14 protein-coding genes, 2 pseudogenes and 1 riboswitch are annotated in these 12,326 nt (G+C 37.7%); of the genes and pseudogenes, 9 read left to right on the top strand and 7 right to left on the bottom strand.

From position 1 onward, the window contains the following. Positions 1-69 precede the first annotated feature (69 nt). A pseudogene (locus WKU33_RS14600) lies at positions 70-417 on the top strand (recombinase family protein); the annotation flags it as partial. Further along, a complete protein-coding gene (locus WKU33_RS14605) occupies positions 406-1,458 on the top strand; it encodes a recombinase family protein (protein WP_340455352.1) in 1,053 nt (350 codons plus the stop codon). The pseudogene WKU33_RS14600 and the gene WKU33_RS14605, both read left to right, overlap by 12 nt. 348 nt (positions 1,459-1,806) lie before the next feature. Here WKU33_RS14605 and crcB (WKU33_RS14610) read toward each other — a convergent pair whose 3' ends face one another. After that, positions 1,807-2,166: a fluoride efflux transporter CrcB gene (crcB, locus tag WKU33_RS14610; RefSeq protein ID WP_340455324.1), complete on the bottom strand. Its 360-nt coding sequence runs from the start codon at positions 2,164-2,166 to the stop codon at positions 1,807-1,809. A gap of 6 nt (positions 2,167-2,172) precedes the next feature. Further along, a complete protein-coding gene (gene crcB / locus WKU33_RS14615; RefSeq protein WP_340455326.1) occupies positions 2,173-2,547 on the bottom strand; it encodes a fluoride efflux transporter CrcB in 375 nt (124 codons plus the stop codon). A 65-nt stretch (positions 2,548-2,612) separates the two neighbouring features. Next, a riboswitch (Fluoride riboswitch) is annotated at positions 2,613-2,677 on the bottom strand. 219 nt (positions 2,678-2,896) lie between these two features. Here crcB (WKU33_RS14615) and WKU33_RS14620 point away from each other — a divergent pair. The 5 genes and pseudogenes from WKU33_RS14620 to WKU33_RS14640 form a co-directional block, all read left to right on the top strand. Further along, positions 2,897-3,205 carry a PadR family transcriptional regulator gene (locus WKU33_RS14620; RefSeq protein ID WP_340455354.1) on the top strand — a complete coding sequence of 103 codons (309 nt, stop codon included), beginning with the start codon at positions 2,897-2,899 and terminating at the stop codon, positions 3,203-3,205. 16 nt (positions 3,206-3,221) lie between these two features. Next, positions 3,222-4,415, top strand: coding sequence for a chromate transporter (locus WKU33_RS14625; RefSeq protein WP_340455328.1), 1,194 nt, complete (start codon positions 3,222-3,224; stop codon positions 4,413-4,415). A 21-nt stretch (positions 4,416-4,436) separates the two neighbouring features. Beyond that, on the top strand, positions 4,437-4,673 hold the full coding sequence (locus WKU33_RS14630; protein WP_340455330.1) for a hypothetical protein: 237 nt from the start codon (positions 4,437-4,439) through the stop codon (positions 4,671-4,673). Further along, positions 4,652-5,077 carry a protein-tyrosine phosphatase family protein gene (locus WKU33_RS14635; RefSeq protein WP_340455332.1) on the top strand — a complete coding sequence of 142 codons (426 nt, stop codon included), beginning with the start codon at positions 4,652-4,654 and terminating at the stop codon, positions 5,075-5,077. The genes WKU33_RS14630 and WKU33_RS14635 overlap by 22 nt, the downstream gene beginning before the upstream one ends. A gap of 250 nt (positions 5,078-5,327) precedes the next feature. Continuing rightward, positions 5,328-6,383: pseudogene (locus tag WKU33_RS14640) on the top strand (recombinase family protein); the annotation flags it as partial. A gap of 594 nt (positions 6,384-6,977) precedes the next feature. On the opposite strand, the gene rlmH reads toward WKU33_RS14640, so the two are convergent. Next, on the bottom strand, positions 6,978-7,457 hold the full coding sequence (gene rlmH / locus WKU33_RS14645; RefSeq protein ID WP_336252863.1) for a 23S rRNA (pseudouridine(1915)-N(3))-methyltransferase RlmH: 480 nt from the start codon (positions 7,455-7,457) through the stop codon (positions 6,978-6,980). 15 nt (positions 7,458-7,472) lie between these two features. Further along, a complete protein-coding gene (gene mobB / locus WKU33_RS14650; RefSeq protein WP_340455335.1) occupies positions 7,473-7,985 on the bottom strand; it encodes a molybdopterin-guanine dinucleotide biosynthesis protein B in 513 nt (170 codons plus the stop codon). Between the two features lie 144 nt (positions 7,986-8,129). Here mobB and WKU33_RS14655 point away from each other — a divergent pair, with 144 nt between their 5' ends. Beyond that, on the top strand, positions 8,130-8,270 hold the full coding sequence (locus WKU33_RS14655) for an aspartyl-phosphate phosphatase Spo0E family protein (RefSeq protein ID WP_232334324.1): 141 nt from the start codon (positions 8,130-8,132) through the stop codon (positions 8,268-8,270). Between the two features lie 150 nt (positions 8,271-8,420). On the opposite strand, the gene WKU33_RS14660 is transcribed toward WKU33_RS14655, so the two are convergent. Further along, the gene (locus tag WKU33_RS14660) at positions 8,421-9,644 is read right to left on the bottom strand and encodes a hemolysin family protein (protein WP_340455337.1); all 1,224 of its coding nucleotides are present in this window, start codon (positions 9,642-9,644) and stop codon (positions 8,421-8,423) included. Positions 9,645-9,877: 233 nt separating this feature from the next. Beyond that, positions 9,878-11,047, bottom strand: a complete 1,170-nt coding sequence (locus WKU33_RS14665; protein ID WP_336252869.1) for a TraB/GumN family protein — start codon at positions 11,045-11,047, stop codon at positions 9,878-9,880. Positions 11,048-11,406: 359 nt separating this feature from the next. On the opposite strand from WKU33_RS14665, the gene WKU33_RS14670 reads away from it, so the two are divergent. Next, positions 11,407-11,946, top strand: a complete 540-nt coding sequence (locus tag WKU33_RS14670) for a GNAT family N-acetyltransferase (protein WP_156855372.1) — start codon at positions 11,407-11,409, stop codon at positions 11,944-11,946. A 45-nt stretch (positions 11,947-11,991) separates the two neighbouring features. On the opposite strand, the gene WKU33_RS14675 is transcribed toward WKU33_RS14670, so the two are convergent. Beyond that, positions 11,992-12,324, bottom strand: a complete 333-nt coding sequence (locus WKU33_RS14675; protein WP_340455339.1) for a DUF3889 domain-containing protein — start codon at positions 12,322-12,324, stop codon at positions 11,992-11,994. Positions 12,325-12,326 lie beyond the last annotated feature (2 nt).

Below are 12,326 nucleotides of genomic sequence, written 5' to 3' on the forward strand. Positions count from 1 at the left end.
GCCCCAGATAAACAGCTGAATTAGTTTGAAATAGATGACCTGGAATAATGTGCTAGTTTACAATATTGTAAGGAAAATAATATTGAACTTGTAGAAATATTTATAGAGGAACCTGCATCTGGGGAGAGTTTTTCAAATAGACCCAAATTTAAAGAAATGTTTTATAATGTTTTCCAAGAGGAGAATAATATTGATTCAATCATCGTATTTAAGCAGGATCGCATATCACGTAATTCTCTAGATTCCCAATATATCTATAGACGTTTAAAAAACGCTAACAAGAATTTAATCTCTATTGCTGATAATATCGACACAAACGATCCTAACTCAAAATTAATATACCAGATATTGGGACTTATAGCAGAAGTCGAAAAGGATCTAATTGGCTTTCGTACGTCACTAGGGATGGAGAAAACATTTGAAAATGGCTACTTTAACGGTGGGAGAGTATTTGGTTACGATTTAATCAACAAGAAATTAGTAGTTGATGAAGAGGAAGCAAAAGTAGTTAAATACATTTTCGATTGCTACTCCAATAAAATGTGGGGTTATAGAAAAATAGCTAGTAATTTAAATATGCAAGGTATCAAAACCAAAAAAGATAATCATTGGTCAATTACTGCTGTTAAAACCATTCTCAACAATAAAATCTACATTGGATATGTTAAATGGAAAGGTAATTATAAAGAAGGCAATCATTATCCAATTATCAGTGAGGAGCTTTGGGAAAGAACCCAAAAACTTCTATCGCTTCGTAGTTATACCCAAGAAAAATTACACAACGGATCATTTCCATTATCAGGTCTATTAAAGTGTCCTACTTGTGGAGGCGCAATGGTACAAGGGAATGCAAACAAAAAATACAAATATTACGTGTGTGGCCGTTTTAAAAACAGCGGCTCTAAAGCATGTAATTCGAATCTTGTAAAAAAGGAATATGCGGAACAAGAGGTATTATCGCAGGTTATGAATTACCTTAACAATCTAAACCTCTCTGTACCATTACAAACAGTTGTTATCGATAATCTAAAAAGTGAACTTGAACCAATTGAAGACGAACTTAAATCACTAGAAAAAAGTTTAAGAGAACTAAAAAGAGAGAAACAGGAACTCTTGCAGCTCTATACGAAGAAAATAGTAGACATAGATACACTTAGTGATGAAATGAAAAGAGTTCAAAATCAAGAAAGTGAACAAAAGGAATTTAAAATACTACTAACAAAGCAGATAGAATTAAAGAACAACAATGACTTATTACCAGTAATTAACCACATTACTAATGATTTTAATTCATTTTATAACCTATTAGATGACTATGATAAAAAAGAATTACTCCGGTTTCTTATCAAGGAAATTCAAGTAAATTCTGGAGAAAAGCCTAAAGATCGAACAATCAAGAAAATAGTATACGAGTTTGATCAAGAGTTATTTGAGGAGATAAGTGGTGAGGTTGTTTAACAACTTGTGGGGATTTTACTGTAGATGTGTATAATTCTTTGTCTGAAACGAAATTAGCAGTCTATTTTCAAACGAATAGACTGCTATATTATTAGCTTTTTACTTATCCTCTTCTACATATGTGATTACGGTAATTGATTTTACCACCCTTGCCATGTCCTTTACCAGTTGTTCGCCGATGAATTCACCACTTGTTGCAACAATTTCACCAATGGGGTCACGTCAAGAAAGTGCGGAATTACAACGTTAAAGATTATGAGAGATAAACGCCTAATCCCTCCTTATTTTTCGCAAGGAATTAGGCTTTTATCTTAAACATTCGCGTTTCTTGAATAACAAATTTTAAACTTAAATATTTAATCCAATCGTTGCTGAAACAACACCTGCAATAATAGAAGTTATGACATAAATTACGGCTAATTTTACTTTGTTTGATTGTATTAAAGTAATGGTTTCGTTGCCAAAGGTGGAGAAGGTCGTATATGCACCACAAAAACCCACGCCACCAAAAAGCCATAACCACTCGCCAATTTGGTTTGCAAGGTGAAGCTGAGCCAGTAACCCAAGTAAAAATGACCCTGTAATATTAATAATCCAAGTCCCTATTGGAAATGGATATAATTCTTGTGATTTTTTACTAATCAAATTTCCTAATATAAATCTAGCCACAGCACCTAAAGAACCACCTATTCCGATTATCCAAATCATGTGACATCACCTAATTTCCTTTAATAAAGCTAATTTGTGACCTAAATAAGTCAACAGTAAGCCCAATATTGTGGTAGCCAAAACATAGAATAATCCCCAAAAGACAAGACCTTGTTGAAATAAGTTAATGGTTTCTACCGAAAAGGTGGAGAAAGTTGTAAAAGAGCCAACAAACCCGGTTCCAAATATCAGAGCAAATTCGGCTCTAACCTTTTTCTTTTGATTTACATATGTGAGAAACCATCCTAAAACGAAACATCCAGTGAGGTTGATGATAAAAGTTCCTAAAGGAAATCCGTTGTCTATATGTATCCATTCACCTAAAGCAAACCTTGACATAGCCCCAAAGAAACCACCAATCATCACTAATAAAAAATTCACTTGAATCACCTACCTTGTCATAAAAATAAAAAACTCCTGCCAAAAGACATAGGTATCCCCTATTATCTTTGGCAGGAGTCATTAGGCCTTCACATAGGCGGTTATGGTGAACTCCATCACCTATTTAATCAAAAATTATAGATATATTATTCCCTACTTTCAAAAAAATATCAACTATAATAAAATCTTTCTTTCGTTTATTAGACTTAATGTTAACTAAATGTAAAAATCTTTATAGTTTAGTAAAAGGTATTGAATCACAAAATAAAGTATGTTACTTTTTTATAAGTATCGAAATCCGATATCAATTTACAATATCATATTTCGATAATGAAGGGAGTCGATTAAGCTGGAAGATAAAGTACTGAGAAAGCTCTTCTTAGGATTTATCCATATCCACATTCTACACCATGCCAAGGAACATCCTATTTATGGTGCTTGGATGCACGAAGAACTTCAGGGACACGGATATGAAATTAGCGCAGGAACTTTATATCCAATCCTTCACAGTATGGAAAAAGACGGGCTTTTACTGAAGGAAGAGCGAAACGTGGGAGGAAAAATAAGGAAATATTATACAGCAACTGGCAAAGGGGAGGAAATTCTTGATCAAGCCCGTGCAAGAGCCTATGAATTGTTTAAAGAAATTAAAGATTAGATAAGGTGGTGCAACCATGAATCAAAAAAAAGACAATAAGTTAAAAACATGGTTAGAAATCTTAATCGTTTCTACCAGACTTGGACTGACTTCATTTGGAGGACCTATTGCACATTTAGGTTATTTTCATGAAGAATACATTCGAAGAAGAAAGTGGATGGATGAAAAAAGCTATGCAGATCTAGTTGCACTCTGCCAGTTTTTACCCGGCCCTGCAAGTAGTCAGGTTGGAATTGGTATTGGTGTCATGCGTGGTGGAGTATTAGGGGGGATTATTTCCTTTCTAGGTTTCACACTCCCTTCCGTGATTGCACTAATTATCTTTGCCTCACTACTTCATACGTTTGGAATAGAGGATGCAGGATGGATAAGTGGATTAAAAATCGTTGCAGTTGTTGTTGTTGCTCATGCAGTTTTAGGAATGGCTAAAAAGTTAACACCAGATCTCCAAAGGAAAACCATTGCATTATTTGCATTAGTAGTTACATTATTATGGCAAACAGCATACTCACAGATTGGAGTAATTTTATTAGCTGGAGTTGTTGGTTTCCTTCTTTACAGACAGCAAACTGTCGGTGATGAACAAGCAGTTACACATTTCCCTATTTCACGTCGTTTTGGATATTTTTGTTTAACCTTATTCTTTGGATTACTGATAGTTCTACCAATACTACGTAACCTTACATCGGTAGAGTGGGTCGCTATGCTAGATAGTTTTTATCGCTCTGGATCTCTTGTTTTCGGTGGTGGTCATGTTGTATTACCTCTATTGGAACAAGAATTTGTTCCTACAGGTTGGTTAACCGAACAGGAATTCCTTGCAGGATATGGTGCAGCCCAAGCAGTACCGGGGCCACTATTTACGTTTGCAGCATATATTGGTGCTGTTGTTAATGGATGGCAAGGTGGTTTGTTTGCTACGTTCGCAATCTTTTTACCCGCATTCCTTCTAATTTTAGGTACATTACCATTCTGGGATGCCTTACGTAGTAACCCGAAAATTAAAGGGGCATTAATTGGAGTAAATGCCTCAGTCGTAGGTATCTTAATATCCGCTCTTTACAATCCGATTTGGACTAGTTCTATCCATGCACCAATCGATTTTGCGCTAGCTGCAATTCTATTTAGTATGTTGGTGTATTGGAAATTACCGCCTTGGATTATTGTATTGTCTGGGGCCGTTGGTGGTTTACTAATCTCATATATATAAAATCGAGGAGAGGAGAAATGTATGAAACTTTCTAGTTTAATTCCCACATTGCTAGGTCTTGTAAGTTTATTTTTCATCTCTTTAGGTCTATGGTTTGGAAGTACGTACAATTACGCTCCATTCCTTGGTTTTGTTCTAGGAATAATTTTCTTCCTGCTAGCTGGGCAAGTTTCGGGGAAATTGAAAAAACGAGAAGAAAAGCGAAATGAAGAAGAGAAGAGAAATGGAGGATTATCATGTCGGATTATAATGAACTAGTGAAAGATAGAATATTTATTGGTGGAGCTGATGATGTTCAAGATGCAATGAAAGAAAAGGATATAGATGTAGTGATTGATTTAAGATCTGAAACGAATAAGTCGAATAATGATTCGAAGCATCATACGGTTCACCAACCTATCCTTGATGATGCCGAAAATCAAGATGAATCTGTAAAGAAAGCTATTAATAGTGTTACTAAGGCATACAATGAAGGTAAAAATGTGTTTTTCCACTGTTCTGCGGGGAGAAATCGTACTGGTACGGTTGCTATTGGTACATTACTTGAGTTAAATCTCGCAAAAGACCTAGAGGAAGCAGAGGAGAAAACAAAATCAATTCGTTCTAAAATTGAAATCAAACCTGAAATGAAAGAAAGCATTAAGAATTTATATGATAAATAACAAGCAATTAATAAGGTTATTTCAAAACAAAGCAAAGGCTATCCCAAACTGATATAGGATAGCCTTTCTTTATTTTTTATTCAATGCCCTCCCTGTTAATTTAATCTTTCAAATCAGCCCTAATACACGTACAAAGGTCACTCCAAAAAAACATTTCTTCTAGCAAATTTACTATGATATTTAAAGTGCATTATAGTCTGTTTCCCCTTCTATTATTTACATTGTATTATAAAGGTAAAGGAGGACAAATATGACAACAGAAATAAAAAGTGTGGCAATTTATGCCCGTGTAAGTACAGAAGAACAAGCAAAAGAAGGTTTCAGTATAACCGCACAACTTCAAACACTTCGACAATATGCTCAAGTTTATAACATGGAAGTTATAGATGAATATGTCGATGAGGGAATTAGTGGTAAGTCCGTAAAAGGACGACCAGAAATGAAGAGATTAATCAAAAATGTAGAAAATGAAAAATTTGATGCTGTAATAGTATGGAAAATTTCTCGACTTTCAAGAAATATGTTGGACACACTCACGATTCTAGATAAGTTTGAAAAATACGATGTGAAATTTATATCTTACTCTGAGAACTTTGATACCAGTAGTCCTATAGGTCGTCTAGTACTTCAAATTATGGCTTCTATAGCTGAAATGGAGCGTAATACTTTAGCAGAAAACGTAAAACTAGGAATGAAACAACGAGCATTAGAAGGACGATGGAATGGTGGTATTGTATTTGGGTATGACACTATTAAGAAGGAACTTGTTATCAATGAAAGGGAAGCAGAAGTAGTACAGCTAATCTATCATATGTATGCGGATGGTAAAGGACTAAGAGCAATTTCTAACCACTTAAATAAAGCAGGGTATAAGACGAAACGTAACCGGTATTTTTCCATCAATAGTGTAGCACAAATCCTAGACAATGTAGTATATAACGGTAAAATCAGCTGGCTAAAAGTTGAGAACTGGGACACCAAACGAAGAAAAGGAAAAAACCCTAATCCCATCCTTGTTGAAGGAAAGCATGAAGCTATTATTTCGAATGAATTATGGAACGTTGTACAAGCAAGAAGAAAAAGTAAATCGTTTAAGCAACGCCAATCAAATGAGCCATTTTTACTTAGTAAGCTATTACGTTGTCCAGATTGTGGTCAAGGAATGGTCCCTTCTATCACAACATACACCCTAAAAGATGGAACGAAACGAAAACATCGTTATTACGTCTGTAGTGACTTTCATAATAAAGGATCTGCTGCTTGTAAAGCTAATTCCATTAAAGCATATGAAGCAGAGGATACAGTTATCAAGAAAATTGAACAATTTAGTTCTAATAGGAAGAGGTTATATAAGAAGCTTACGGACATTAGCTCTAGTTCTGCTCATTCGATAAGCCAACTGAATAAGGAGCTAGGTGACATTGAAAAACAATTAAAAGAAATTGAACAATTACAAGGGAAGTATATGGAAGCCTTTGAGAAAAACACTCTCCCTGTAGATATTTTACAAGAAAGATTACAAAAGGTCTCCAATGATAAAAGGGGGTTAGAACAAAAGAAAAATGAGATTATAATACAATTAGGTTCTATCGATTCAAAAGTAATCCAACCAGAATTAATCGAAAAATTACTAAAAAAATTCCTATCTGTTTATAGGAAGTCATCTAGGGAAAATCAAAAACAATTACTTCAGTTGTTAATTGATAATATCACAATCAAGGAAATAGATAAATCCAGATCGATTAATAACATAGAACTTGATTTTGACTTTACTGAAATGAACATCTCGAAAACCTTTACGCTAATTCACTTGCTATATCGTGAAACGGATAATGAACACACATTTTCAATACCCGCTTCCGATAAAGAATTACCACCTTATCTACAACAATTTTTGCCTCTATTTGTGGTACGGTTCCCCCCTAATAATCCTAAACCCCCGATAAACCTGTTCCAACAACACCAATCGCATCAACTGATGAGGAAACGTCAGCTTCGAAAAGGACAGCGCAAAATCACTCCGCTTCTGCACTTCATCACTAATCCCAAGCGACCCACCAATCACAAAAGCAACCTTACTCTTACCATACGTCGCAAGCTCATCCATTTTTGCGGCAAGACCTTCCGATGTCAGCATCTTTCCTTCAATCTCAAGCGTGATGACATACGTATCGGGTTTAATTGCACCAAGGATTCGTTCGCCTTCCTTACGTTTCACCGTTTCCATCTCCGCTTCACTCATCGTTTCCGGTGCTTTCTCATCAGCTAGTTCGACAATGGAAACGTCGGCATAGCTTGATAGGCGCTTCAGATATTCCTGAATGCCTTGCTTGAGATATTTTTCCTTTAATTTACCGACAGAAATGATCGTTATTTTCATCTTCGTTCTTCCTCTCTATTTCCACGCGTAGTCACTCTTATTATCTATCATATCCTGTTTCAGCCAAGATAGTAACGCATCTGTTTCATCACGTTTAAAGGTAGGGTACGCAGCCGCCTTCTCTAAAGTAGAAGGAGACAAAACCGCTTTTATATTCTCCACTCCGTCAAGAAGAATCCGATCCTCTTTCTCTGACAAAAGCACTAGCTTAGGAAATGGCTGATCCTTAAATCCTTCCACGATGAGTACATCTATTTTCATAAAAGCATAAAAATCAATAAGCTGCTCCAGTGATAAATCAGGAGCTGAAAATTGAAAAACTCCTTCTCCTTCGACTCCTGCGATAGCCGCTCCGGCCTTGCGATGTTTTTCACTATCGGTATTACTAAATCCAAGGGAGATGCCACCATGCCCATGGTGCTTAAGGGAACCTACTTTTAGGCCTGTTTCTGTGAACATTTCAATTATTTTGGTCGAAAGGTTTGTTTTACCGCTATTTTTGTATCCGGTAATTTGGATGATTTTCATACTGTTTCCCTCCTGATTCCTGCTGTAAAGCTATTTTCCCTTTAGTTAAAGAAGTATTTTGTTTACTTTTATTAAAAACGGTTAATATACATAGTATCACTTTAAAGGAGTAATGCGTTTATCGCGGACCTGAAAGATAGATTGGTGGTCCAGATTGAGAATAAGCGATTGAAAATGTACGAGGCCTATACGAATGATGCCACTTATGAAAAACTAATAAATATATCACAGGAACTTGACCAATTGCTTAATCAATTAGCGACACTCAATCAAAAGAGAAAATAAGAAAAATAACTTCGTTGTAGGAATCATGTAACAGACTAGAGAATCGGCCTACATAGAAAATAAACCGAACAAACATCTTGATTTGTTCGGTTTTTTCCTGACTATTTTTCAACTCCATGACAAACTAGGAAAATTGACAGGTATGTATTACTATTTTACAATCTGCACTTTCCGAATGGTACGATCTTCTACGTTGAGGATTTTAAAGGTAAGATTGTCGCGTTCGAGTGTGTCGCCGGCTTTTGGAAAGTCTTTGAACTCACTTAGTAAGTAGGCGGCAAGGACATCTTCTTCCTCTGGGATTTCGGTCTGGAATATCGTATTTAAGCGGTGTAACGTGACTTTCCCGTCACAGACTACTTTCGTCGGTGTGAGCTTTTCAATCAATACTTCACTTTCCTCATCCATCTCATCATGAATCTCAAGTCCAATCATTCCCTCAATAATATCCTCGTGGGTGATGATGCCCTCTGTTCCGCCATATTCGTCCAGCACGATAGCTAAATGTCTGCGCTCTTTCGTCATCATTCGGAAAATCTCCTCAATCGGCTGAAATTCATAGACGATTAGTGGTTCGGAATCAATAAATTCCTCCAATTTTCGGCTCGGGTTCACAGACCAAGAGAGTAAGTATTTCGTATGCATGATTCCGACAATATTATCGATATCTTCATCATATACGGGAAAACGAGTAAATCGGTTATCAATTGCAAAATCGCGCACTTCTTCATAGGTGGATGAGATCGGCAAGGCGACAATATCCACACGAGGGGTTTTCATGACGTCACGGACATTTAAATTGTAGAAGTCAAGTACACCCTTAATCCGGTATGATTCATCCGCCCGGAATGTCCCTTCCAGTCCGGCGAGATCCACTAGTGTCCGGAGCTCATCTTTTGACATAGAGGCTTCCTCTACTCCTTCTTTATGAAAACGGTTGGCGATAAGTTGCGATATTTTCTCAAGTAACCAGATAATCGGTTTTAGTATTTTGATAATGCCTTGAATAATCGGGGATACAGCTGATGCAATTTCCTGCGGGATCGCTCGTGCTATTGTTTTTGGAATGATTTCAGCAAAAATAATAATCGCCAAAATAACAAAAGTAACAGCAAGAATCGTGTTCATATTCGTATCCAATGTCCAGTAAACGACAAGGGCAATGATGGAAAGATCGACAATATTATTGCCGATCACGTTCACGATATACAATTCACCCGGATTTTCAATAATTCGCAGGAGCTTCTGTGCTTTTCGGTCCTCATTTTTTGCCTGGGTCTGTAATTTTACCTGATTTAACGAGGCAAACGCTGTCTCACTCACAGAGAAGAAAATCGACAGAACGAATAGTAGAACGATGATCGCAATGATCACTTATTTTTCCTCCTTCAAGATACTTAAATCACGTCTAGGTAAAGAAAAGAAAACCCGGTCCCGAAGGAATGTGCTTTCTTGTGTTCAAAAAGGAGGATAAAAAGGACCGAGAAGTTCGAGGCGGCGCAGCTTTGAGTGGCGGAACGTATGCAGTTGATACGTGAGCATACGAAAAGCAAGCCAACGAAGAAATTCGAAGTGTCATTTTTACCGGACTTTTTGAACATCCTCTATTAGAATAAATTTTGAATGAATAGGCGAATGACATCTGCTCCGGCAACAAATGTACCTAAGGCACTGCCAAGGTTCGCCAATACGATGACAAGCAGGACGCGGGTTACTTTATTATCCCAAAATCCTTTAACACTTGTCACGTCATCCGCTAACGTTTCAAAATCTCGGACGATTGGCTTTTTCATCCATGCTTGGACTAATCCGGCAAACCAACCAGCTGCAAGAAACGGATTTAATGATGTAAATGGTGCTGCAACGATGGCCGTGAGTACGGCAAGTGGATGTCCAAGCGCAATAATCGTCCCAATACCTGCAAGCGACCCATTCCAGAGCAGCCAGCTCCAGACTTGCTGCATACCAGCATCTGGGTTTTGGAAAAAGGTCAACACAACGAGGGCGATAATAACAATTGGGATTGTCCAGCCGATGATTTTTGGGGCCTTTGATTTCGGCGGCCGCTTCGTCAACGCCTTCAGATCTTGATCTTTATGTATTTCTTTTGTAATTCCAGGGACATGTGCCGCTCCTAGCACAGCAACGACCTTGTCACCTGGTGCTTCTTTAATCTTCTGTGCCAAGTATTGGTCGCGTTCATCGATCAATGGTTTTTTAAGTTTCGGGAAGCTCTCGGTAATCTCTTGGAGCATCGCATTGATTGTATCCTGCTGCTTCATCTTCTCCAGTTCTTCTTCGGTAATTGTTTCATTACTGAAGATGCTAAAAATGATTTGGCTAAGCAGAGTTGCTTTTCCTTTGAAGCCGATATTTCCCCAGATTCGTGAAAAGGTGACTTGAATATTCCGGTCGGCGAGGACCAATTCCGCTCCGACATCTTTAGCTGATTCAATTCCTTGAATCATTTCCTGACCTGCATTGATGCCAAACTGTTTTGCCATCCGTTTTTGGAAAGAGGAAATGGCTAGGTTCATAAGCAGTAAGGATGCCTTCTTTTGCTTAATGACTTTAAAAATATCCGTATCCTGCCATTTGTTCCCATCGGATATCGATTGATAGCGCTGTTCGTCCAGTTCAATACAGACGGCGTCGGGTTTTTCTTGTTCAATAACATCTTTTACCTGTTCGGCACTCTGTTTGGAAACATGGGCCGTTCCGATTAGGATGATTTCTTTTCCGTTTATTTCTAATCGCGTTATATTATCCACAAGTATAGATTCCTTCCTTTAATTAATCCTAGGCATGATTATAAAACGAAACTCATTCAGTGGAAGTCTTTGCTTTTTCCCCTGAATGTTAATGGAGTAAATCAGGGTGTTAGTGGCCGTTTCTTTCGCTAAAATAGATTTGATTTCTTTCCTTATATCATAACGAAAGATTTACGGACAATGGCACCGTGAAAAAATGTTTATTACTTCTATAATAAACTAGCGTTGCTTGAAATTGAAATAAAATGTGCTTTTTTAAACGGTTCTTTTTTAAATTAGGTCTTTCTTTTTAAGAAGGAAATTTGTATGATTGAGATTAAACAGATAGCTTGGTAAAGGGTATCGGCATAAAGAGGGGGAGTAAGATGCTTGAATTAGCGTTGGATGAAGAAATTACATTAAGGCATATTCAGGAATCAGATGCGACTGAATTGTTTAATCTGACGGAAAAATCACGTACGGAGCTTCGGGAGTGGTTACCATGGGTCGACGGGACACGGACAAGGCGAGATAGTTTAAAATTTATTCAGCATACGCTTGACGCTTACAATGCAAAAAGGGCATTGAACTGTGGAATTATTTATAAAGGAAGGCTTTGCGGGATGATTGGATTTAATTTGGTTGACTGGTCAAACCGTGTCGGTCATATTGGCTACTGGCTCGCTACAGATATGGTAGGGCGCGGAATTATGAGCCGGGCGGTGAGCGGGTTGATGCACTACGGTTTTTATGAGCTTGATTTGAATCGGATGGAGATTCGTGCAGCTGTCGAGAATCGGAGAAGCCGGGCGATTCCAGAACGGCTCGGATTTAAGGAAGAAGGAACAATTCGTGAGGCTGAGTGGCTATATGATCATTTTGTCCACCATGTTGTCTACGGCATGCTGCGATCGGAATGGGAATAGAAAGTCTGACCTGTCCCAGGGTTTTGACGATTGTTGTCGAACGAATTATCGGTCCGTTTCTTGAAATTTGATGTCGATGACTTCCTCTGTTTTTTTCGTATAGCGGATGTCGATATAGACACCGAATTCCCGATCTTTCCCGCGAAGCCAAAGTTTAAATTTTTCCGTCGTCTCGCCGTTTCTTGTAATCGCACCGATATGCAAGTAATCGATGATTTTAGCATCCGGATATTTTTCCTTCGTTTTCTTCATGGCAACTTGGCCCCATTTGGCATAAGGAGGGGCTTCTTCTGCCGTAGCAAATTCGCTTGGTGATTGATTTGTCACGATACCAATTGAGAAAAGCATGAGGGGAATAGTGAGTAGTAATTTCCACATAT

Source organism: Oceanobacillus sp. HCA-5259, assembly GCF_037892815.1.
GTDB classification, from domain to species: Bacteria; Bacillota; Bacilli; order Bacillales; family Amphibacillaceae; genus Oceanobacillus; species Oceanobacillus indicireducens.

Coding starts and splice junctions, on each gene's coding strand:
- WKU33_RS14605 (WP_340455352.1), top strand. CDS start 406: ATGGAGAAAACATTTGAAAATGGCTACTTTAACGGTGGGAGAGTATTT.
- crcB (WP_340455324.1), bottom strand. CDS start 2,166: ATGATTTGGATAATCGGAATAGGTGGTTCTTTAGGTGCTGTGGCTAGA.
- WKU33_RS14625 (WP_340455328.1), top strand. CDS start 3,222: ATGAATCAAAAAAAAGACAATAAGTTAAAAACATGGTTAGAAATCTTA.
- WKU33_RS14630 (WP_340455330.1), top strand. CDS start 4,437: ATGAAACTTTCTAGTTTAATTCCCACATTGCTAGGTCTTGTAAGTTTA.
- WKU33_RS14635 (WP_340455332.1), top strand. CDS start 4,652: ATGTCGGATTATAATGAACTAGTGAAAGATAGAATATTTATTGGTGGA.
- rlmH (WP_336252863.1), bottom strand. CDS start 7,457: ATGAAAATAACGATCATTTCTGTCGGTAAATTAAAGGAAAAATATCTC.
- mobB (WP_340455335.1), bottom strand. CDS start 7,985: ATGAAAATCATCCAAATTACCGGATACAAAAATAGCGGTAAAACAAAC.
- WKU33_RS14670 (WP_156855372.1), top strand. CDS start 11,407: ATGCTTGAATTAGCGTTGGATGAAGAAATTACATTAAGGCATATTCAG.
- WKU33_RS14675 (WP_340455339.1), bottom strand. CDS start 12,324: ATGTGGAAATTACTACTCACTATTCCCCTCATGCTTTTCTCAATTGGT.